The sequence below is a fragment of the Candidatus Thermoplasmatota archaeon genome (assembly GCA_029907305.1).
In the GTDB taxonomy this organism is placed as follows: domain Archaea; phylum Thermoplasmatota; class E2; order DHVEG-1; family DHVEG-1; genus JARYMC01.
In genome coordinates this window covers 15,069-38,526 of sequence record JARYMC010000001.1, presented here as the reverse complement: position 1 = coordinate 38,526, position 23,458 = coordinate 15,069, and the positions used below count along the sequence as shown (strand labels likewise).

General features: G+C 37.6%; 20 protein-coding genes. 3 read left to right on the top strand and 17 right to left on the bottom strand.

All coding sequences use genetic code 11. The features are described from left to right. The first annotated feature begins 139 nt into the window (after positions 1–139). Complete coding sequence (locus QHH19_00175; protein ID MDH7516764.1) at positions 140–412, top strand: hypothetical protein; 273 nt, start codon at positions 140–142, stop codon at positions 410–412. A gap of 202 nt (positions 413–614) precedes the next feature. On the opposite strand, the gene QHH19_00170 is transcribed toward QHH19_00175, so the two are convergent. Genes QHH19_00170 through QHH19_00160 form a run of 3 tightly spaced genes read right to left on the bottom strand, consistent with a single transcriptional unit; the run spans position 615 to position 2,716 of the window. Beyond that, positions 615–1,004 carry a DUF131 domain-containing protein gene (locus QHH19_00170; GenBank protein ID MDH7516763.1) on the bottom strand — a complete coding sequence of 130 codons (390 nt, stop codon included), beginning with the start codon at positions 1,002–1,004 and terminating at the stop codon, positions 615–617. 3 nt (positions 1,005–1,007) lie between these two features. Next, entirely contained in the window at positions 1,008–1,865 is an 858-nt protein-coding gene (locus tag QHH19_00165; GenBank protein MDH7516762.1) for a tetrahydrofolate dehydrogenase/cyclohydrolase catalytic domain-containing protein, read from the bottom strand. Between the two features lie 44 nt (positions 1,866–1,909). Next, on the bottom strand, positions 1,910–2,716 hold the full coding sequence (locus QHH19_00160) for a methyltransferase domain-containing protein (protein ID MDH7516761.1): 807 nt from the start codon (positions 2,714–2,716) through the stop codon (positions 1,910–1,912). A gap of 94 nt (positions 2,717–2,810) precedes the next feature. Here QHH19_00160 and QHH19_00155 point away from each other — a divergent pair, with 94 nt between their 5' ends. Both QHH19_00155 and QHH19_00150 read left to right on the top strand, forming a co-directional pair. Further along, positions 2,811–4,109: an orotidine 5'-phosphate decarboxylase gene (locus tag QHH19_00155; GenBank protein ID MDH7516760.1), complete on the top strand. Its 1,299-nt coding sequence runs from the start codon at positions 2,811–2,813 to the stop codon at positions 4,107–4,109. Next, entirely contained in the window at positions 4,106–5,092 is a 987-nt protein-coding gene (locus QHH19_00150) for a DUF362 domain-containing protein (protein MDH7516759.1), read from the top strand. The genes QHH19_00155 and QHH19_00150 overlap by 4 nt, the downstream gene beginning before the upstream one ends. Positions 5,093–5,094: 2 nt before the next feature. Here QHH19_00150 and QHH19_00145 read toward each other — a convergent pair whose 3' ends face one another. The 14 genes from QHH19_00145 to QHH19_00080 all read right to left on the bottom strand — a co-directional run bounded on the left by QHH19_00145 (position 5,095) and on the right by QHH19_00080 (position 23,333). Further along, positions 5,095–5,691, bottom strand: a complete 597-nt coding sequence (locus QHH19_00145) for an acetate uptake transporter (protein MDH7516758.1) — start codon at positions 5,689–5,691, stop codon at positions 5,095–5,097. A 162-nt stretch (positions 5,692–5,853) separates the two neighbouring features. Continuing rightward, positions 5,854–8,574, bottom strand: coding sequence for a valine--tRNA ligase (locus tag QHH19_00140; protein MDH7516757.1), 2,721 nt, complete (start codon positions 8,572–8,574; stop codon positions 5,854–5,856). Positions 8,575–8,754: 180 nt separating this feature from the next. Further along, positions 8,755–9,135: an ArsR family transcriptional regulator gene (locus QHH19_00135; protein ID MDH7516756.1), complete on the bottom strand. Its 381-nt coding sequence runs from the start codon at positions 9,133–9,135 to the stop codon at positions 8,755–8,757. A 111-nt stretch (positions 9,136–9,246) separates the two neighbouring features. Then, entirely contained in the window at positions 9,247–9,912 is a 666-nt protein-coding gene (locus QHH19_00130) for a translation initiation factor IF-6 (protein MDH7516755.1), read from the bottom strand. A gap of 3 nt (positions 9,913–9,915) precedes the next feature. Then, entirely contained in the window at positions 9,916–10,539 is a 624-nt protein-coding gene (locus QHH19_00125) for a 50S ribosomal protein L31e (GenBank protein ID MDH7516754.1), read from the bottom strand. 6 nt (positions 10,540–10,545) lie between these two features. Further along, complete coding sequence (locus QHH19_00120; GenBank protein MDH7516753.1) at positions 10,546–10,704, bottom strand: 50S ribosomal protein L39e; 159 nt, start codon at positions 10,702–10,704, stop codon at positions 10,546–10,548. An 8-nt stretch (positions 10,705–10,712) separates the two neighbouring features. Then, positions 10,713–11,048, bottom strand: coding sequence for a DNA-binding protein (locus tag QHH19_00115; protein MDH7516752.1), 336 nt, complete (start codon positions 11,046–11,048; stop codon positions 10,713–10,715). Positions 11,049–11,062: 14 nt separating this feature from the next. Then, entirely contained in the window at positions 11,063–11,515 is a 453-nt protein-coding gene (locus QHH19_00110; protein MDH7516751.1) for a 30S ribosomal protein S19e, read from the bottom strand. Between the two features lie 538 nt (positions 11,516–12,053). Further along, a complete protein-coding gene (locus QHH19_00105) occupies positions 12,054–12,380 on the bottom strand; it encodes a hypothetical protein (GenBank protein MDH7516750.1) in 327 nt (108 codons plus the stop codon). Between the two features lie 105 nt (positions 12,381–12,485). Next, complete coding sequence (locus tag QHH19_00100) at positions 12,486–15,638, bottom strand: PKD domain-containing protein (protein MDH7516749.1); 3,153 nt, start codon at positions 15,636–15,638, stop codon at positions 12,486–12,488. 110 nt (positions 15,639–15,748) lie between these two features. Then, a complete protein-coding gene (locus tag QHH19_00095; GenBank protein ID MDH7516748.1) occupies positions 15,749–16,261 on the bottom strand; it encodes a hypothetical protein in 513 nt (170 codons plus the stop codon). Between the two features lie 35 nt (positions 16,262–16,296). Continuing rightward, the gene (locus QHH19_00090; protein MDH7516747.1) at positions 16,297–16,887 is read right to left on the bottom strand and encodes a hypothetical protein; all 591 of its coding nucleotides are present in this window, start codon (positions 16,885–16,887) and stop codon (positions 16,297–16,299) included. A gap of 6 nt (positions 16,888–16,893) precedes the next feature. After that, a complete protein-coding gene (locus tag QHH19_00085) occupies positions 16,894–22,338 on the bottom strand; it encodes a DUF2341 domain-containing protein (GenBank protein MDH7516746.1) in 5,445 nt (1,814 codons plus the stop codon). After that, positions 22,335–23,333: a hypothetical protein gene (locus QHH19_00080; protein MDH7516745.1), complete on the bottom strand. Its 999-nt coding sequence runs from the start codon at positions 23,331–23,333 to the stop codon at positions 22,335–22,337. Before QHH19_00080 ends, QHH19_00085 begins: the two co-directional genes overlap by 4 nt. Positions 23,334–23,458: the final 125 nt, after the last annotated feature.

The following is a 23,458-nucleotide window of genomic DNA, read 5'->3' as shown; positions in this document are numbered from 1 at the left end:
TATGATTCAGTTCTTGATTTTGTTCATAGAGCTCATGAACATGCGTCATATCATGCTCATAAAATCACCATTGAAGGAATTATTGAATTGGATGAAGCCTATGTTCATGCAGGTGCTAAAGGGATAAAAAAACACCCGGGTGCCTGAAAAAGAGGATTACGAACACGAGGACGAGGCACATGACTGGAAAGATAAACCACCAGTGCTTACGATCGTAAAAAGGGGGAGGAGCACCCCGAGGGTTAGATACAAAGTAATGAAAAAAACCTTCCAACATTTTATTGGAAAGCTTCAAAGTTTGATCAACGGGGATGTGATTATGAATACCGATGAATACACCATCTATGAAGGGATTGCTGAGAAGATTCCAGAAGTACAAGAACATCACATAGTTAACCAATGGAAATCATGAATGGGCAAATGGAGACATTCATGTAAACAATTGTGAAAAACAGGAATGGTTTTTATTAGGAGTTACCTCAGAAGATACCGGGGAGTATCAAAGAACTACCTCCAAGGGTATCTTGATTTTCTTGCGTTCCTGCTGAATGAAAAAGATCAATGGTTTGAAATTATTCTATCCGACAACTTACGGACATGAGCCAAAATTTTTTTTATATGAATCTTAGGAAAAAGAACATGGTTACTATAAGTATAATACTTAGAATCATGAGTAGGATTGCTATTTTCCAGTTTGACCCAAAAACAATTGGTATTGGCCAAATGAGAACAACCCCACCGCCTTTCACAGATGATTTTTTAGCTGGTTCACCAAGATCATAGTAGTTTTCCTCTGTTTGTATATTTCTAGTAAATCCAAAAATAAACAATAATATCGCAATGGAAATCATGATAAAACCTGCTAACGCATATAAACCAGAGCCAACAATAAATGGGAATACAACAAGGATTCCTCCTTGTATTTCGCCGGTTAGAAAACCTATTACAAAAAATGCTATACCAACAATGAAACACATAAAAGATAAAACACTGTATTTGTTCATATCTTATTTTTCCTCAACACAGTTTTTAAATGTTTTAATCATGTTTATCAATGAACAAGCAACTGTAACTGGTCCTACACCACCAGGTACAGGTGTGATTTTTCCTATTTTTTCTTTAACGGAATCAAAATCTACGTCACCGCATAAACCGTTTTTTGTTTTGTTGATGCCAACATCTATCACGAAACTATTGTTTTTCACATGATCTTTTGTTATAAGTTTTGGTTTACCAGTAGCTGTCACAAGGATGTCCGCCTTGTTTGTATACTTCTTTATATCATCTGTGTAAACATGACAAACAGAGACGGTTGCATTCCTGTTAAGGAAAAGAGCTGCCAATGGTTTACCGACTACGTTGCTATGATTAACGATGGTTACATTTTTGCTTTTAAGAACGGTTTTTTCGTATTCTAGTATAGTTAAAACAGCCAAGGGTGTGCATGATACTATGTGTTCATCACCAATCAAGAGTCCACCCATGTTCTTTGGGTTGAAACCCTCAACATCTTTACTGGGATCAACTGTTTTCATAAGTTTATCCGGGGATATATGTTTTGGCACAGGGTATTGAATTAGGATACCATGAATGCTGTTGTCATCATTTAATTTTTTTATTGATTCTAAAACCTTTTTTTCAGGGGCGTTTTTATGAAAAACTAGATGTCTTGATTTTATTCCTACTTCTTCACAGGCTTTGTCTCTTAATTTTAGATAGAGTTCTGATGATGGGTCTTCCCCAATTTTGATTGTGGTAATACTTGGTTTAACCCCATGTTTTTTTTGTAGAATTGTGATTTCTTTTTTTATTTTTTTACGTATATCTTCTGCTATTGGTTTACCATAGATTATCTTAGCGGTCATATTTTTGTTTCCAAAAATAGAATCTATATATATGGTTATAAACTCTATGTTTTCTTACCTATGGCATAGAATTGTGGGAAAAAGTTTAGCTGCACACCCTCGTCCAGTGATTTTAGGTATTCGTATTCCCATTTATCTATCTCCTTTTCGGTTAAACTAGCTTCACGCAGGGTTTTTATGTAGAAGTCTCTGGAGTGTAGGTAATATGCTTTGTCTTCTTCGCAGCTCCATATACGGGTGTTTCCTATTCCAACCTTGGTTTTTAAACCTGCTTTCACAAAAAGGTAGCGGAGTTTTCTGCCTATGTGTGGGTCTCCACCTTTTTTCTTTATAGCTTCTCCAGCAAATATAGGATCAACCTTTTTGTTCTCAGGCCAATGTAGTTTGCCACCATAGTCTGGCTCAAGGGTTGCTAGTACTGTTCCACCTTTTTTGGTTACACGTGTCATCTCATTGACAACATTTTGAGGTTTGTTAACCCACATTAATAGTAGGTTACATGTTACAATATCAAATGTGTTATCGCAGAATGGTAGATTTTCTGCGCTGCCCATGCATAGTTCCACGTTTTTGTGGTTGTTTAGAATATTTTTTGCTACTTTTAGCATATCTTTTGAGCCGTCTACTGCTATTACCTTGCCTTTGGTTAGGCGTGCTATATCTCTTGTTACTATCCCTGATCCGCAGCCTACATCTAAGATAATTTTTGCCTCTTTTAGTCCAACTTCCATGTAGAGTGGTAGTCTTTCTTCTGCTGTTTCTAGTGCTTGCAGCTCTAGTTTTTTTATGAAATCCTCTAAATCTTCTTTTGATCTTTTGTGGAACTTAGAGATTTTCTCGTTTTTCATCATAAACTAGCTTTGTATTAGCCTGTTGGGATAATTAAGCTTTTCTTTATATCTTCACCCTAATGTTTTTTAACTAGGTTGTTTTATTCAGGTTGCTATGCGGGAGGCAACTATTCAAGTGGCGCTTGATCTTCTGAATGCTCATAGAGCCCTAGTTATAGCTCGGGATGCGGTAAAAGGTGACCCAAACTGTTGGCTTGAGGCTGGTACACCTCTGATAAAAAGCGAGGGCATGGATGTTATAAGGAGGCTTAAACAGAGTTTCCCTAAGAACATTGTTGTTGCTGATATGAAAACCATGGATACTGGTGCTCTTGAGACTGAGATGGCTGCAAAAGCAGGAGCTGATGTTGTTTGCATACTTGGTGTCTCTGATGATGCCACTATAATTGATGCTTTGAAGTCTGCTCGTAAATATGGTACAAAAATCATGGTTGACCTTATTGGTGTCAGAGATAAGCTTAGGCGTGCTAAACAGATGGAGAAATTTGGTGTTGATTATCTTTGTATCCATGTTGGTATAGATGAGCAGATGATGGGTAAAAAACCGTTTGATGTGCTTCGTTCTGTTGTTAAATCAACTAGTCTACCTGTTGCTGTTGCTGGTGGGTTGAACAGTGAGACTGTTGCTGATGTTGTTAAAGCAGGTGCTAGCATAATAATAGTTGGTGGTGCTATAACCAAGGCTAAGGATGTAACCAAGGCTGCTAAACAGATAAAAAAAGCTGTTTCTGAGAAAAAACCTGTTCCTACTGAGCTTCATAAAAAATATGATAAGACAGAGCTTAGAGAGGCTTTTATGAAGGTTTCAACACCAAACATCTCTGATGCTATGCATAAACATGGTGCTATGCATGGTATAAGACCTGTTAAACTAGGTTTTCATATGGTTGGAAAGGCGCTCACTGTATGTACGATTGATGGTGATTGGGCTAAACCAATACAAGGCATCGATAAAGCTGAGAAGGGGGATGTCTTAGTTGTTGATGTTAATGGTGGTAGGACTGCTGTGTGGGGCGAGCTCGCTACTTGGAGTGCTAAAATCAAGGGTCTTAGTGGTGTTGTGGTTGATGGTGCGATAAGAGACCTTGATGATATTGTTAAGATGGATTTCCCTGTTTTCTCTAGGCATGTTTCTTCTAATGCTGGTGAACCAAAGGGTTTCGGTGAGATAGGTGCTGAGATAAAATGTGGTGGCCAGATTGTTAGAACCGGTGACTGGATAATTGGTGACGACTCTGGTGTTGTTGTTGTGCCACAGGAGATTGCACAGGAAATAGCTAACAGGGCTTTGGATGTTAAGGAGCAGGAGAACCGCATCCGTGAGGAGATAAAAGGTGGCGGGTCACTCGGTAGCGTTCTTAAACTAAAGAAATGGGAGAAAATCGTTGGATGAGTAAGGTTGTTTTTTTCAAGGATTTAAATAAACTGCATGAGGCTTTATCTAGTTTTAACATGGATGGTTTTGCTGGTAAAAAAACTCCTGTTAAGCTTCATATGGGTGAGGTGAAAAACCAGAATTATCCACCAGCTGATTTTGTTAAAATGGTTGTTGATGAAATAAAAGGTTTTGGTGCTGAGCCTTTTTTGTTTGATACAACTGTTGCTTACCCTGGTTTGCGTAGCACAAAAACTGGTTATGAGAAGCTTGCTAGGATGCATGGTTTTTCTAAGAATAAGATTGGTTGCGATGTTGTTATTGGTGACACCGGTGTTCCTGTTACTGTTGAAAACCGGGTTTTTGATGTTGCTACACAGCTGTTTGAGTCTACACATATTGTTGCTGTTTCTCATGTGAAGGGTCATATTCAGACTGGTCTTGGTGGTGCGATAAAAAACTTTGGTATGGGTGGTGTAACTAGGGAGACGAAAAAGAGGATGCATCATGGTAGCAGACCTGTTTATAATAAGGATGCTTGTACTTTTTGTGGTGTGTGCGCTGAGATGTGTCCTTTTGATGCTATAAAGGTATCTAGGGATAAATGGAGTTTCAGTAACAGGGCTTGTTTTGGTTGTGGTGTCTGTGTTGATGTCTGTAAAAACAAGGCTATTAAACATGTTGATATTGATTTGCAGTATCTTCTTGTTCTAGCAGCATATGCTTGTGTTGCTGATAAGAATGTGATTTACATAAATGAGCTTAGGCGTATGGCTGGTAGCTGTGACTGTGATCCTTTCCCAGGACCTATAGTTGTGCCTGATATCGGTTTCCTTGTTTCTAGTGATCCTGTTGCTATAGATAAGGCATCGCTTGATCTAATAAATGATGTTAAAAAAGATGTTTTTCAGAAGGAAACTGAGGTGGACCCGTTTAAACAAATAAGGTATGGTGAGGAGATCGGTTTAGGATCATCCTCATATCAGTTGATTGAACTATGAATTTATTTTATTAAGGGTTTTCCGATTGGTAGAATGGTTTTTCCATACACCTCGTTTAATACTTCTGCCATTGCGAGGTATATGGCGCTGAGACCACAGATTATTCCCTCGTAGCCTATGAGGTTTGCTGCATCACCTGTTATGTACCCCCAGTCGCGCAATGCTAGTAAGTAGAACAATATGAATAGGCTTCCGAAGACAAATGATAGTGAACAGTTCTTTTTTAATGCGCCGATGAACATCATCATTGTGAAGAAACCCCACATGAAGAAGTACCAAGCTAGGAATGGTTTTGTTGTGCTTACTGCGTAGGTTCCACTAGTGATTATCTCAGGGATGATTAAAATCCCGACAAGACTCAACCAGAACAAACCATAGGATGTAAAAGCTGTTACACCAAATGTGTTGCCTCTCCTATATTCAAGTATCCCAGCGATTATTTGTGCTAGTCCACCATAAAATATTCCCATAGCAAGAATCATCGATGTTAGTTTATATTCTGTGGGAACTGCGTTGTGTATGTTCAACAGTACAGTCGTCATCCCGAAACCCATCAAACCTAATGGTGCCGGGTTTGCCAATATATTTTTTTGTTCCATAAATATAGCCTCCGAACCGTTGAATTAAAATCTTATTTAAAAAACTATCGAGAAAATCAAGTTTTTATTTCCAAAAGATTACTACAAATCCTGCTGCGATCATAAAAAATACTATTAGTAGCACAAAGATTTTAAAAAGCCATGATTTCAGTGTCCCTTTCTTCATTTTACGTACCTCCCTGAGACTTCTATGTAGAAATCATCCAACTTTAATATAACCCTATCTTTTTTACCCTTTAGCAAAGCCTCTTTCTTAACTTCCAAGTAACCATTTTTTATTAAATACTCATCAGGTACACTGTTTTCTAATGTAGGTATATCTGACCATTTTATGTCACCTTTTTCCTCTATTTTTTTGATTAACTCTTTTTGGTGTGTTGTTATCCATTCATTTATCTTTTTGCTGTCTTTTTTGAACAATGGCCCTATCTTTGAGTAAACTGGTTTCACAGCTGTTATCCTATCTTGTGTGTCTGGTTTCCCAGCTATGAACTCGTGTTCATCTGGTAGGTTTAATGTTGATTTTATTATTGGGCTACTTGTTTTTAGTTTCTCTATAAATGATTTGTCTGAGTATGTTGCGTATGCTTCCAGTGGTGCGTTTAGTGCTATGCCTTTTTCGCTTTTCCAGGACCTCATCTTTGATATATAGTCTTTGATGGTTTCTCCTGCTTTTTCTTTTTCCTCATCGATGAATAATGGTTCAGGCCATGGTGATATATGTATGCTCTCGAATCCCTCATTTTTTTTGTAATGCTGCTGGTATATCTCTTCTGTTATGTGTGGGAAGAATGGTGCGAAAAGTTTCAGGATCCCTAAACCTAGTGTGTATAGTGTGTATTTTATGCTCTCTGTGTTTTCTTTTTTGTACAATGGTGATTTAACCATCTCTATGTAGTGGTCAGCTAGTTCATGCCATAGGAAGTACTCTGTTTCTTTCATCGCCTGTGAGTAGTTGAAAGCATCCATTTGTTCTGTACATTTTTTTACTAGTTTACTGTATTTTGTTAATATCCATCTGTCGATGTCTATGAGCTCTGTTTTTTTTGGTTTACCTTTTTTTGTTATGTTTGATATGAAGTTTTCTACGTTCCATAGTTTACGTAGTAGCCTTGTTCCTCTTATCACATCCTTGTATCTAAATGGGTTGTCTTCTCCTAGTGCGCAGCTTGCTGCGTAGCATCTAAAGGCATCGGAGCCGTATTCTTTTATCACATCCAGGGGGTCTATCACGTTTCCTAGGCTTGCATGCATTGGTGTACCATCTTCTGATAGTATGAAGCCTCCCATCATTATGTTTTCAAATGGTTCTTTGTCTGTTAACAGTGTGCATCTCAGTATCGTGTAGAAAGCCCATGTCCTGATTATGTCATGTGCTTGTGGGCGGAGTGACATAGGGTATAGTTTTTTGAATTTCTCTTCATCTCTATACCAATAGGTGTTATATAATGGTGATATGGATGAGTCCATCCATGTGTCAAAAACATCCTCGCATCCTTTTAGTTTACCGCCGCATTTCGGGCATTTTTCCACAGGTGGTTTGTCTTTTGTTGGGTCTATGTAGCAGTCCTCTATTCTAGCTAAAACAACGTGTTCACATTTCTCGCATTCCCATAGTGGTATTGGTGTAGCAAAGTACCTCTGTCTTGATATAACCCAGTCCCACTCAAGGGATTTCACCCAGTCTTCTAATCTTATTTTCATGAACTCTGGGTACCATCTCATTTTGTTGCTTGCGTCTAGCACAGTTTGTTTGAATTGTATGGTTTTCAGAAACCATTGTTTAGCGTTTATGAACTCTACTGGTGTTTTGCATCGCCAGCATACACCAACGTTCTGCTCAAGAGGCTCTTGTTTGATTAGAATATCTTTTTTCTTTAGATCCTCTATAACTGCTTTTCTTGCTTCCTCTATTTTCATACCCTTGTATTTACCGCATATCTGTGTCATTCGTCCTTCTTCGTCTATGCTCATCTCAAGTGGTAGCTTGTATTTGAAAACCCATTTGAGGTCTTCTTTGTCACCGACTGTGCAGACCATTACCACACCTGAGCCGAACTCAGGGTCGACAGCATCATCCTCAACGATCTTGACTTTTTTACCAAATAAGGGTACTTCTAGTGTTTTGTCAACAAGCCATGGTGCTCTTTCATCTGTTGGGTGCACAGCTACGATCTGGCATGATGGTAGCATCTCAGGTCTTGTTGTAGCAATCTCGACATACACTCCTTTTTTGTCTCTGCCAATGTTTCTGTATTTCAGTATCTGCTCTGGTTGATTCTCTGTGAAATAAAACTTTACTGTGTTCAGTTTAGTTGTCCTGTTGTTGTATGTTACTTCTGCATCAGCCATTGCTGTCATACACCTAGGGCACCAGTTAACTGGGAACTCACCCTTATAGATATAGCCTTTTTTGTACAACTCGATGAAAGAGATTTGTGTTAGGCGCCTGTAGTACTCAGCGTTTGTCTGATAATAAATTGTAGGATCCATGCTCTCACCAAGTATTGTGAACTGGTCTGTCATGGTTTTTATGTTTTTTTCAGCAAACTCTGAACACAGTTTTGTGAACTCATGCCTATCAATGTCTTTACGTGTAATGTTAAGTTGCCTCTCAACACGCTCCTCGATAGGTATACCATTTACATCAAAACAGAGTGGGAAGAAAACATTGTACCCCCGCATACGTTTATAACGCGCAGCGAAATCAATATGCGTGTAGTGTACAGCATGACCTGCGTGTAGCGGCCCTGATGCATAACGTGGTGGTACATCTATACTATAGACAGGTTTATCACTAGCTGGGTCGAAATGATGTATCTTCATCTCCTGCCATTTCTTCTGCCATTTTTCCTCGATTTTTTTCTGGTTGTAATTAGCCATTCTACTCTCCATGTTACCCTAATGGTTTTGTGGAGGTCAAACTAGATTATTACTTATAAACGTTGCTTTCTATTTAGAAAAAAAAGTTTTTTTACCTAAAAAAAAGGTTTTTATAAAAAAAATTTTTTGTTTTTTTTTTTTGAATACAAGACATCTAGTATTTGTAGTATTCTATATTGTTTATATGTTTTTTACAATGTTCTTTAACTCTGCTATGTCGTTTTTTATTTTCTTTATCTCCAGCATTTTCTCTTTTTCAAAGTTTTCTATTATTGATCCAAGTGGGTATGTTAGTTTGTAGATATGTATGGGTCTGCCTTTTCCTTTTTTCCTGAGGTCTCGTTTTTTAACCCAGCCTTTTTTCATTAGCTGCTGCATAACAACGCTTACCTCTGGTTGCCTAAGTTTTGTTCCTTGTTCTACGTCAGCGGAACGGCATTCATCAACCTGTGAGATGTACATTAAAATCTTAGCAAGGTTTTTTGGCATACCTAGTTCTGTGAATATTTTTATTACCTTGTCATCTTGTGGTGTTATTCTGATGTTTTTGTTATTTTCCATATTCATCAACCATACTCAATTATTATTTTACAAATCGTATAATATATAAGTAGTTTATATATTTTTTCTTTTAGTAAATATAATAAAATAATATAAAATTTATCGGTTTTTTTACCCCAGAAAACCTAGTGCTTCCTCTATCCTACCCATTTCGATACCAGTGGTTAGACTACCTATAATAGCACCCCTGGAGTTGGCTACAAGACCACTACCAATAAGCGGGGTACCATGGTTAACAGTCCCAGTCATAACATTAACATCAAAAACCTTCTCTAAAACAAACTTTTCCTCATCAGTAACCTTAGGGTGACAAAGCATACCCTTTTTTGTCACAACAGCTGCCATACCAACAGTCTTCAAAGAACCAATACTACCTCTATACACAGGTACATCAAAAACCTTCTCCATGTTTTTTATGCTCTCATCCTTCATCTCAGGATGAACCAGAGCGCCTTTGTCGCTGACAAGTATATCATTCCCAACAGCATTAAGTTTATCATCTATAACACAAACATCAAAACCCTGTTTCTCAATAAGCTTTATGCTCTCTCTGTCAACAAAATCAGTTACAACAGCACCCTTTGAGTTGAAAACAAGAAGGGAACCAATTATGCTAGCATCAGCTATACTAAGCTCAACAATCTTTACACCCAGGGTCTCAACTATGATTTTTTTAACCCTTTTTGACAAACCTTTACGTAAAAATATCACATCATCATTTGCTCTACAAAAAACACCCAAGTTAGGGTTCTCGTTGAAATCCAACAACTGAAGCATGCGTTATTCACTTTTCTTCTTAGCACCCTTACCCTTCTTTGTGGTCTTAGCTGCCTTAGCCTTAGGTTTAGAAGAACTCTTCTTTTTACTCTTAGGTTCAACTTTTTTCTCCTCAGGTTTCTCCTCAACTGTTTTTTCCTCAACGGTTTTTTCTTTGACCACAGGTTTTTCTTCTTTCACAGGCTTCTCTTTTTTCTCACGAACCTTCTTTTTCTTTATCTTAACATCTCCACCAACAGTAGGAGCGATCTCAATCTTCTCCTCACCCTCAGCAGGTTTCTCTTCCTCTGGTTTCTCTTTCTTCAGTATAGGTTCTTTTTTCGCTTTTTCTTCCTTCAATATTTCCCGCCTGGATTTCTTAAACTCAAGCTCAGGTAGATAAGCCTCCACTACACCATCATCGAATTTAACTGCTTTGACACGTATCTTCGTTGGTATATGGAATTTACCCCTTGACCACAAAGCATTGTTCAAAGAATCATCAATCCAAACCTTATCGTTTTCAACCTTCATATGTCTAGTCAAAAAACTTTTAACTTTTTTCACAGCATATGGTGCAGCCACAGATGACCTGTAGTTGTTTTTCTTCAAAGGTATAACATATATTCTCTCTATTTCTTCTGCCATAAACAACTACGCTCTCTTCAGTTTATTTCTCCGCCAGTTACGCGTCTTAGGATGACGAGTAAACCTACGGTTGGTTTTAATCATAATCCAAGCTGGTACACGCCTGTTACTTTTCACCGCCTTATTAAGACGGTTTTTTCTACCAAATGATTTATGTGACGACATACGTTATCCTACCTTCTCTTTATAGTTATATCTTTTTTCTTTGGCATTATTTTCGAAAGCAGCATCACCAACTGATCATCATCTATCTTGTTTCTTAGTCTACCTTCTTGAGCCAATATTATCAACTGGTTTTCTATAGCCTCAGCAACATCAGGGCGCGCAACCTTGATTCTACCAAGTCTCTCTCTAGCCTGTGGTGTTAGTATAGCCCTCATTATAATCTTTTTCTGTTGCTCAAGCTCTTCTCTTTGCGCCTCCTGTTCCTCTAATGCACCCTGCATCGCTATCTGCTGCTGTAACTCCTGCAACCTTTTTTTCCTAAGGTTCTCTAAATCTTCATCCATAAAACCTAGTTATATTAATATTTTTTTAAACCAGGATAGTTTTCCTGTATGTTTTGCAACACCTCATATGATGTTTTATCCAGAAAGGATCTACCTTTTGGTGTCAACACACGGCCTTTGCCCCTAACCTTTGTCACATAACCTGCTTGTTCAAGCTGCTGCAGCGCTCTCCTAACAATGGCCCCGCTTGCTTTTCTCACCCTATTTGGTTTTGTTCTACGATCCCTATTGCCACCATATTCTGCTCTGAGACGCTCTACACCTATCGCATCTGTTATGTATAGTTTACGTAGTACACTAGCGCATCTCGTGTACCACCAGTCTCTGTTTTCTGGTGGTTTTTCTTTGTCTACACCTGTCCTCCAGTAGCTGCAGCCCTCTGGTGGAACAATGGTTTTTTCTTCACGTAGTTTTTTTGCTACAGTATCTATTAAATCCTTAGCTGGTACATCATATACTGTTGTCATAGTAATTGCTACTCCCATATGTAAGGATGAAATTTGGGTAACGGTAATAAATGATAGGGTATATAAATTCTATTAATTCTGTTTTGTCTTATAATTATTTTCAAGTTTTGTCTAAATAATTTAAGCATTATTCTCAATTAGATGGGTAACCTCCTTTTACTAGATTTTCTCTGCATCAGCATTTTTTTGTTGATTCCATTCAAACCATCTACCATCTAAGTATTAGAACAACTCATTAGACAGACCCTAGAATGTGGTCATGGATTTTGGGCGAGAGTAGATTATGGGTTTTGAACAAAAAAAACTAGGCGCATAGGTACCAAGTTTTGAACAAAAAAAAACTGGGGGTATAGGTACCAAGTTTTGAACAAAAACCGGGTCACGGATTTTGAACAAGCTTTTAAATACAAGGAGAAAAACAGGTCTCGATTTTTGAACAGAACTGCGAGAGGGGTTTGTATCTGATATGGGTACTGGTTTTTGAACATAGTTGGAAAAAAACCAATACCTATATGTGTGGTTTGGTGTTGTGGATAAACTATTTTATGGTGTTTTTTAGCAGGTGTCTAGTGTATTTTTTACAATGGTTACAAAAAGTAATCAGTTTACCCCTATGGATCCTTACCCTGCATGTAACATTTGGTAGCATATATTGATAACAATGTTTGCAGAAACAGCGTTTGAATTCTTTTGGTATTGGTACAAGATATCGCATTGATATTTTACGTGCTAGGTCTACGTATCTGTTTGCTAGGTTTAATCTGCCTGATAGTGCATATTTCTCTGCAAGTATGAATAAATGGTTGATTCTGCTCCTAGCTATTGTTTTTTGTGTTTTCTTATCCTTTATAATTCTTCTTGGCATGGTAAAACCAATATAATGTTGAATAAAAAATAGGCTTTATATAGGTTTTATCTCTAAATTATTTGTTCATCTTTTTGTGAACTGTTTTCTAATCCCCAACTATAACTACCCTATACCTTTCCCTCCAGAGTCAGAGGGAGTGGTGGTAAACTTCCATATCGGCCCAACTGTTTGTAAACCATGACTATCTGTAGCTTTGATATACCAATAATAGATGGTTCCTTGCATCAGTGATCCGGGCCTATATACTTGCCGTATCTCGTCTCCTGGGACTTCGAGTATGGAACCAATAGGTTTAGATGGTGGTGGATTTATGCTGTTCCAAAGGTATATATCATAAGTTACAGTATCCTCTGGGCCATCTGGGTCTCCGCCATCCCACTCCAGTTGCACTTTAACATCTATATTGATTGATTCGTTGACGGGAAACGGGTTTCTGGGCATACATGGATCATAAGTGGTAAAATTCCAAATCGGACTTTCTGCAGAATTACTATGGGTATCTGTAGCTATAATCTTCCAGTAATAGGTTTTGTTATACCCCAATGGTTCAGGAAGGTCATAGGTTATAGGGTCATACCAGCCTCCTGAGATTTTGATAAAACCAATAGGTTCAGGTGGTGGTGGATTTATGCTGTTCCAAAGGTATATATCATAAGTTACTGTGTCATCTGGGCCGTCTGGGTCTCCGCCGTCCCACTCCAGTTGCACTTCAACATCTATATTGATTGATTCGTTGACGGGAAACGGGTTTCTGGGCATACATGGATCATAAGTGGTAAAATTCCAAATCGGACTTTCTGCAGAATTACTATGGGTATCTGTAGCTATAATCTTCCAGTAATAGGTTTTGTTATACCCCAATGGTTCAGGAAGGTCATAGGTTATAGGGTCATACCAGCCTCCTGAGATTTTGATAAAACCAATAGGTTCAGGTGGTGGTGGATTTATGCTGTTCCAAAGGTATATATCATAAGTTACTGTGTCATCTGGGCCGTCTGGGTCTCCTCCATACCAACTCAGTTGTGTCGTTTTAAGGGGATTTACATTAGAATCGTCTGCTGGACTGGGGTTATTTGGCATAAATGGATCATTTTTTCTTGTTGTGAACCTCCAAATCGGGCCTTCTTCTGTATTGTCATAGTTATCTGTAGCTACAATCTTCCAATAATAGGTAGTGTTGTATTCCATTGTTCCAAGAGGGTAGGTTATTCGTCTTTGGCTCCCTGGCCAGCGTGCGGTACCAATATGTGGTGGCGAAGGATTTGTACCGAAATATATATCATATTTCACTTCATCACCAGACTCTGGGTCTCCACCATCCCAGGACAAATCGTCATCTATATATACACCTGTTGATCCCTTTGCTGGGTTAGGATTACTTGGTGTGTATGGTGGTGGATGTATACCACTGACATACGTAGTTTTGAAACTCCAAACTGGACCAGCTGTTGATGCACCATATTGATCCCTGGCTACTATCATCCAATAGTACCATTCGTTTTCATTCAATAATCCTGGATCATAAATGGTACTGGGTTGACCTCGAGATACCCTCGGTGGGTTAGGTGTGTTACCAAAGTAAACATCATAAGTCAATAGGTCATCATCAGGATCACTACAACCCCAGCTGAGATCAGCGGTTATTAGAACCTTAGTTGTTCCGTTAACTGGGCTTGGGTTACTAGGTGTGTTTGGTGGTCTGTTTGGTGGTGGTCCACCTATGAAGAAACGTAGGATGATCTTTCCGTTCTCATAATATGGTGGGGTGATATCGGTTATGTCGCTTTTGTTCACCTCGGGTTTATGGTATATTAAAACGTCTCTACTGTTTGAAACCATAGCGTTAGCGTTTTCCCATGTTGGTCCATAGTAATAGGTTGTTCCACCACTGTAGCTAATAATGGTTATGTTAAAGCTATACAATACGTTACTGATTTCGTTTAACCCTAAAATTAATTTCGCACCCCAATATCCTATTTTCGAGAGATTAGTGATTTTATCGTAATCTATGATTGTATATAGACTGTTTTTTTCTTTTATCTCAAATGAATAATTGTTGTTGCCTAGGTTTTTGTATTCAACATAGTAGTTTTCGTCACATGGTGAGAGTGTTTGGTCGTTGTTATAGGAATATATGTTTTTCCCGGTTAGTACCCATGGTGCTTGTTCAATGTCTGGGAGGCTAAGGGTGTTTGCTTGAACAGCACAAGTATAGGTATTATTTGCGCTTTCGTTATCGGTGACTGTTAGGCTAACCATATACATGCTGCTATCATAAAAGGTGTGAGAGGCTGTTGGCTTATCACTAGTTGTAGATTCATCGTCTCCGAAATCCCATTTATATTCTACTATTCTTCCATCTGGATCATAAGACTCAGATGCATCAAAAAATATGGTTGTCTCACTGTTAAGGCCGTCGATGTCAAACCATGTGAACTTAGCGATCGGTGGGACGTTGTATAGTGGTGGATTATGAACCAAAACATCAGTTGTATCCATAGCTACAAAATAACAGTGACTAACATCAACCTCAAAATCATAGGTAGGCATTTTTTCATAGACTTTTTCTATAGATTCAACTTTGTAGTCCCTGGATGGGTAAAACAATGGATCACCGGTTTTTAGTTCACTAGCATAAACCCATCTACCATTGGAGTATATTTGATGGTTAGGTGTCACTTTGAGGAAACCATTTATTACAAGATAATAATCACCCATCTCCCCTGGCTTGTGATGCAAGACATGGGTAACTTTTCCATCTGTGATTTCACCTGTTTCTAAATCATATGATAAAACCATGTCTCCAACAATAATATCCTCAATGTTTTTGTAGGACTCATCTGCCATCACTATTTTTGTCCCAGCTAAAAAACATGTTTTAGCTATGCCTATGCTACTATCATAAAAAGGTTTTTTGTACAACTCTGTTATCTGACCCTTGTCGTTCATATGAAAGCTACCATATGCTATTGTTGGGGATGTAGCTAAACCAAGGCTGCTAAGTTTTTCAGGGTTGTTCTCCCAGTTTGATTCGTATTCATTGCCTTGACCTGGTGAGCTGAGTAGAGTTTCCATGATAGCTATACATTTTGCTTCCATGTCAATACTAGGTTTATCATGGGCGACAAATATGTTGTTCGCGGTTATAAAAAATATGAGCAGAAGCAAGACAGATATACCAATTGCTATCAATGATTCTAAAACCTGAGAAACACCTTTTTCATCGTTGATAAGATGTTTTCTGTATCTTTTCATGAGCTTTTTCTCCACATACTATTAATATTATACTTTTCAATTTTTGTTATTTAAATTTTTTATGAGATTATGTCATTTTGGCATTATTCCTCTCTTTTTATGATTTTGTTCTATGATGGTTCGCATAGTATGGAGTACACAACGTTTTCAGCTATGTAGGTTTTTCCGTCGTAGAGTGATAGGGTTACGCTAACATGGTATATGTGGTTTTCATCGCTTTTATGTGAATACCAGTATTTGTTTAGATTTGCATCGAAGACTCTGCTGTAGTTTAGCTCTATGGTGTAGAACGTGTCTCTGGTTTGATTGAATGCTTCTGTGATACCATGAATGTCTCCTTGGAATATCAAAAAGCTTTCTTTTTCTTCGGTTTGTCTGGTAACATTGTTTATTAGATTGTAGTTTAGGGATGTTCCAAAAGCTTCTTTTATGTAGTTGAACTCGGATACTATTGATGTGGCTCTTTCATTTGATATTATCACGTTGAGGTTTATTATGTCGGCTGATAGTGAGGCTATTACGAAGATTATGAGTGCTAGTACTACCCCCATTATTATTATCATCTGCCCGTTTTTTTGATCGCATAGTTTTCTGTTTTTTTTGTTATGTTTTTTGTTTTTCATAACATCCTCATTATGTTTTTTTTTTGTTTTTTTCTTTATGTGTAGAACATTTCTAGTATCACATCATATGTGGAGTCTTTGTAGTCTTCTCTTATTTTTGTTATGTCAATTTTTCCATACTCATCCATTTTATATACGTTGAATGCTTTTGCTATTTCACAACCATCATTGCTGATTATACTTGGAAATTTTGATTGGTTGAAAAACTGTGGATGTATTGATATTATGTAGTGTGATATTGTGACTGGTTCTGTAACTGGTAAAGGTGTTGCGTTATTTATGGCGGATGAGCACCAAAATGTCTTGTTTGTTCCGTTGCTTATGTATATGTTGAATATGGTGTTTGATGGGAGTTTGCTTTGTAGGTGTAGAACCATGCTTTCGTAGCTGTCTTTTATCAGGTAGAATATGAGTTTGTTTTTTGGGAAATTTTTTGGTAAATCTACTGTAACTTGGTCGTTGTATAGTGTTCTAAGGGCGTCGTCGCCTTTGATTTTTAGGTCGTTTGTGTATATGTTACTGACTGTTGTGGTTGGTGATAGTTGGTAGAAGAAGATTAGGGCGACGAGTATGGTGATTGTGAAAACTATTGATTCTATTACCATCATCTGGGCTTTTTCATCCATTTTTTTTTATTCCCATCCTACTTTAACGCCTTTTGCTCCTCGGTCTATGATAATTGAGTTTACAAGCCATTTTTTACCGGAAAAAACAATGTTTATATCACTGTTATCTTTTTCTTTGTTTATTGTAACCCATTTTGTTTCGAATTTACCGTAGTCTGTATCTGGGATATTCATTTCTTTGGATTCGCTGCCGGTTTCTGTAACTGTAACTGTTATTTGGTCGGTTGTGTTTGTGTAGTTACCTTTTGTAACTGTGATAGTATATTTACCAGCGGGTAAATTTTTTATTACAAAGTTTATACTTAAGCTCGGCCCAGTGGGGCTACTAATACCATAGTTGAAATCACAGAGCACTGGGTTTGTTAGCTCAAATGGGTTTGGGTTGTTTGTGTTCCAGGTTTTTACACCTGATGTGTCCCATCCGTAGTTTATGGATTCCATGCTTCCAACTGTGACTGTTGGTTGAACAACCGGGGTTTTCATTACCCTTATCCAGTCGATTAAGACGTTGCTAACTTCTGAGGATAGTATTCCGGATCCTAAACCAATTTTACCATTGTGTCCTGGGTATGGATATGGTTTGCCTTGTGCTGCTTCGTATGGTGGCTCAGACCAACTTCCTGGGTAGCTCCATGTATCTAAAGCTGAGACGCTGGCTAGATCAGCAAATGTATTGTAATCATAGACATAGGTTTTTATAAATGTAGCATTTGTTTGTAAGTACTTGCTTGGATTATATGGGTCTGGGTAGTAGGTTTTGCTTAGGTGTATGTAGGCTTTCATTCTTATCCAGTGGCTTAGGTTTGATGAGGGGGCATTATCTAATTCATAAAATGTTTTATGTGGAGGTAAACAATTTTTATGAAGAGAGAGGGTATGTGATGGTGTTGCATTAGCTGAAACTAAATAGTAGGATCTATTAGTGCCTATTTTCAGTAAAATCATATTACCCTGCCCTCTGTTTATTTTCATTTTTGCTTCAACGATGTACATTGACTCGTTTGTGGTTAGAGACAGTGTATTTTTTGGTGGATCCCCAATATCTGGTATGGCAAAATCTTTTGTTGTGATGTTTCCTTCATCTGAAAAATTGATACACCCGTCTTGGACTTTATATTTCGGCGTAATTGGTTCTGAAGCTTGTAGCCGTAGCCACTTGTTTGTATCAATACTAGTTCCGAGGAAGTCATCAAAAAACAGTGATATCTCATTCATGGTATGATTATGGATTTTTTCTAATGCTCCATCATACCCATAGTATAGATTTATGCATTTAGCTGAGTGTGCTCCTATGCTTATGTTTACTAGGATCACAGATTCACCATGTGGGTTCCAGTAATCTATGTAGTAGGGTATCCTAGGGTTTTTTCTACAGAATGGATATTTGTCTTTCACACCGTTTTTGTTGTATGGTTTGTCTGCTATGCCGTCGCTGCCAGGGTCCTCTTGACCTCCAGGGGGATAGCTTTCTCCGCTGAAGTAGTCAAAGGCATTATCTGATTCGTCATCATAGTCAGACCATAGGTTTCCACCACTTGGGTAACCATTATCCCATATGTTCGGATATTTTTTTTCCTTAGCGTTAGCGTTTTTTTTGTTTTTAAAAATGTTGTGATATATTTTGTTGTAATATGATGATGTATTAGTCAAAACACCGTAATTATTGTTATTATATATGCTGCAGTTTGTGATAATATTCTCGCAAAGAATATAATTACATGATAGCGGAGTGTTGTCATGTATATAGACGCCGTTGCTATTGTTATAAATATTACAGTACGTGATAGTATTGTCAAAAGAATCTTTTATCTCTACACCATTTGTACTACCAGATATATTAGAGTAACTGATCTCGTTATAGCTAGCATTTCCTAAGGAATCAATATAGATGCCCTTAGCGTTGTAATTTATAGTACAGTTTGAAATCTTGTTGTTAGTGGAAGAACCTGTGATACTAATACCTTCATTATTACCATTTACATTACAATTCAAAATATTGTTATTAGAGGAGCCTGAGATTTTGATACCCTCGTTTTCATGATTAAGTATCCTGGAGTTGATGATGATGTTATCAGAACCAGATTCTATGATGAAACCGATTTTGTTATTAGATAAAGTGCAGTTTGTGAAGTTATTTGAATTACGGTTTTTGATTTTAACACCAGCATCATTGTTATTTTTGATGGTGCAGTCTATGATTTTGTTACCATTTGTACCACCATATATGCCATATTTATTGTTGGATATGTTACAGCTATTTATAATGCAGTAGTTGTTGCTGTTTCCCCCTAGATAAATGCCTTCTTGGGTATTGTTTTCTATTTTGCAATTTTTGATTTTTAAAGGTAAACCTCCTGAAGAAAGGTTATTTTTATACCATATTCCTCTTAGGCTATCTTTTATTGTTAATCCTTCTATGCTGACACTATAATTTTTCACAGTGATAGCTGTTGATTTCAGTGGTGGATCATTACCACTGACAATAACGTTTCCTTCGCCTATTAGCTTAACATTTGCTTGTTTTATTGTTACGATGCCGTTATAAGTACCAGCATAAACCTTTACAGTCCCTCCAACTTCCATGGTATCCATGTTTTGTAGTGCATTTTTTATTGATCGCGTGTGGTAGAAATCCTCAGCAGAGTAACTGTAGTCAACTTGGAAAAAAGCAGGATTTGGGTTACGAGTAGATCGCGGGTTATCATCTCCATGACCAAGACATTTCTCCTCCCCACAAATACCAGGTGGGATACAATAATAACCATCATCGTGTCCACAATTAGATTCAAAGTCATCCCAAAAATTTCCATTCCAAGAATTTATTCCTCCTAATATACTATCATTGGCATTTTCACCGTTTTTTTCGAAATTGCTATACTCTATCTGATTAGAAGGATTAATACCACTAATGTAGACTCCTTTTTCACCATTGCAATAGAAATTGCAATTGGAAATTTTGTTTAAAGTGTTGCCTTTGTATAACTCGAGGCCATCTCTGCCGTTATCAAAGACATTACAATATTTTATTTCGTTAAATCCGCATCCTGTCAGAGAAAAAGTACCATAAGATGACATAAGTTTAATACCATCCCCAGACTTGAGATGGCTGCTACTTTTAATGTTGCCATATATGTTACAATATTCTATATGGTTCCATCCAGCAAATATTAAAATAAGACCACAGCCACCCGATTTATCACTTAGACCGTTTTTATAGATGTTACAATTTGTTATGTTGTTTTTTCCAGAAGCTACGAGAAGAATGCCACATGGGTCATCAAACGATGTACCCATGTTTGGGTTTATGCCATTGTTATAAATGTTGCAGTTGCTGATATTATTACCTAGCATATGGAAAAAAGCTATGCCATGGTTTAGATTTTCGTATATACTACAGTTTAGTATACTGTTATGAGATTTTGGTCCCTCCTTAAAAAAATCAAGGAGCCCTTCCAATATGAGGCTGAGTTTTTCAAACTCATAAGCAATAATAGTTGTAAATTGTATGCCTATGCTGTTTTTGTAAATAGTACAATTCTCAATAATGTTATAATCAGTGCCCGCATCCGCGATATAAACCCCGCGTCCTACATCATTTGGAGCACCAGATGCGTTGTTCCCATATATAACACAGCCTTTTACCACATTATATTTGCTTGGGTTTCCATTAACATCTGCGCAGATCTCTACACCAGCTGTTGCGTTACCAGTGAGATTATAGAACCTGCTGTCTATTACGTTACAATGATTACTAGCTATTAACTTTACCCCATTTGCCCTCTTTCCATAATGGCTATGAGATATGCATCTTATTACATCGACGTACTCAGATGAGCGAATATCAAAACCGTCGCCAAGGGTTGTATTAAGATGATATGTTGTGCAGTTTGTGATACGAACGTATTTGCTGTTCGCAACAGCTATTCCATTCCCACGCACGTCGTCGGAGGGCGTTATGTCATATGTTAAACAATTTGATATAGAAACATCAGATGATAAATCACCTATTCTTATGCCTTTTGCAGTTTTGTTTATCCTACAGTTTGTGATATTAACATGTTCACACTTACTGACATCTATACCAATCCCAGGTCCACTCCCAGGTTCATTAGATTGTAGCTTTGGGTATACCCAGAAGGAGTCGATATTTACATAAGATGTGCTATCTATATTGATGGCAGTTTTATAACTTTTATTTACATTAAAAATAGTTTCATCCCTGCTTTCGCCAATAAGATTCAACGGTTTATTTATACTTAAACCCTCTTCAACATATGTTCCTTTGTATACAAAAACCGTGCCCCCTGGGGATGATCTCTGAATAGCATTTTTTATGCTATCCCCGGGGCGAACGTACACAGCATTTATAGATATATCTCCTAAGCCGTAGAATTCAACCCCGTTTTTAAGTAAACCAGAAACAGTAACAGTGTACCTAGATTTTTTTAGGAAATGTTCCCCGTTTTCAAGCGACTCCAGAGCTTCTTTGCCATCAAATTTAGCAATACCTGTAGATGCATCCCATGATTTTCTTTTTACATTTCCGTTTAACTTAATGGTTTCTCCTCTTATGTAGGATATATCATATCCTCCAGCAATCTCTTTGATTCTAACAGTAACAGTGTTTTCAGTAGGATAGTAGTAAGTATAAAACCAACCAGGGTTCCATTCCTTTGTAAGGATTTCGATCTTAGTCACAGCATTATCTGAGGGGTCATTAAAAACAAGATTAGATGTAAAATTTGAAGAAGATTCTTCAAAAACCACATTTGCCTTGCTGTAATCAAAATTTGATGTGTTGAGAACTACCTTAACTGGTACATTTACCAGATCATATGGTGAGGTGTTGTTTATCAATATTGGAACCCTGTTTGTATAACTAGTATTCCACCAAGGTGGGTCCCTTAACTCAGGCTTTATTGCAGATGTGTTACTCACAAAATAATATCCTGATGCAACAGGTGAATGCCTGGTTGTGTTTCCTGATCCGAAATCCAGTTTATAGAGTGTATCAGATTTATCAACAGAAACATTGATCTTGCCTACGCCACCACAATATGTTCTACCACCACCAACACCGATTTTTAGGTCCTCAGCTGTGTAGGTTGGGCAGCTTCTGCTCACCAGCCCATCTGTGGTGTTTACGTATATCAGTTTATCTGTGACATCAACATAGTAGCTACGCCCAGCTATATCCATAGGTATATCCAAGGTTTTTTTATAACCCATGTTAGATGGAGACTGTAGTACCGCGATTGCCTCTACAACCGCGTCTGCTATCTTGTTGGCAACACTCTGAGCCTGCATACCTGCAACAGCAGCGGTTCTGTTATCAAGTATACCTGTGGTTATAAGAACAGCGCTAATCATCAACATAGATGCTACGCCAAATGAAAAAACGTAACCAAGAATATTTGAAACACCCTTTCTATCGTAGGTTATACTCCTCATTTTATTTCCACCAACCTAGCATCACAAACTGATTGAACAAGCGAAAAGGTTTTACCCGCCTCCAGATACAATGTATCTTGAGAGAGAGAACCTCCTTGGGTTGAACCAAATTTTTTGAAACCATGTTCCATCGTGTAAAACCTTACCCAAGCCTCACTGTTACCCCCATATATCTGCATTTTAAAACATCCATGTATATCTGCTTTAACCTCTCTTACGTAGCTAGCATTTGATCTGATTAGGAATTTGTATACGCCTTTCCCGCTTCCACCTCTTATATCACCTGGTTTTATCTGTATCATTTTCATAACAACTGAGTTATCTTTGTTGTAAAAACCAGGTTTATGGTATAGATAACCAGAGGGGTATACTGAGATAGTTGCTCCGTTCTCAGCAAAAAGCCTAAAAACCCCGGAGCTGGATGCTACTTCGTATGATAAGTATCCTGAGTCAAAAAGCCAGATACGACCAGAAATTTTACCAGAATAGGTAACATCTATTTTAACGGCATCTGCTAAATTCTTAGAGATTTCAACTTGATTAGTAATTGGTACGGTTTCCGATTCGCCACTATATAGATAATATATTGTTAAAAAAGAATCCACAGCGGATCCAGGTCCAGCAGCGCTTTCTATTTTAAAACCAAATTTTCTATCGTAACTATCACCAAGATTAGATACATTGAAATCAAAACCTTCAACAAGCGAATAGTAAAAAATAAACCTATCGCCTTTAGAATCCAAGGAAACATCACCAGCATCTGTTACAAAATCAACGAAATTACTTGCACCAGCACCACCGCTGGTAACATCCTCTATAACATCTCTTATGGTCTTAAACTGTGTCAAAGCACTATCAATACGAACAGACTGCTTCTTAGCATCCAACTCTGGTATAGCCCATAAAAGCACCGCGGTGATAGCTGATGATGCAATTATAACAACAGTGACAAGACTTAGAACCTCAGTTACAGCATAATTACTAAGAGTATGCATCCAACTATCCCACTCAAATTATAACAAGTAATCCTATTTCTCTTATATAAATACTACGTAGACAAACTTAAACAAATTTTTTTTCTTTAAAAATATGATATTATTAAAACAAAGAATCTGCATCA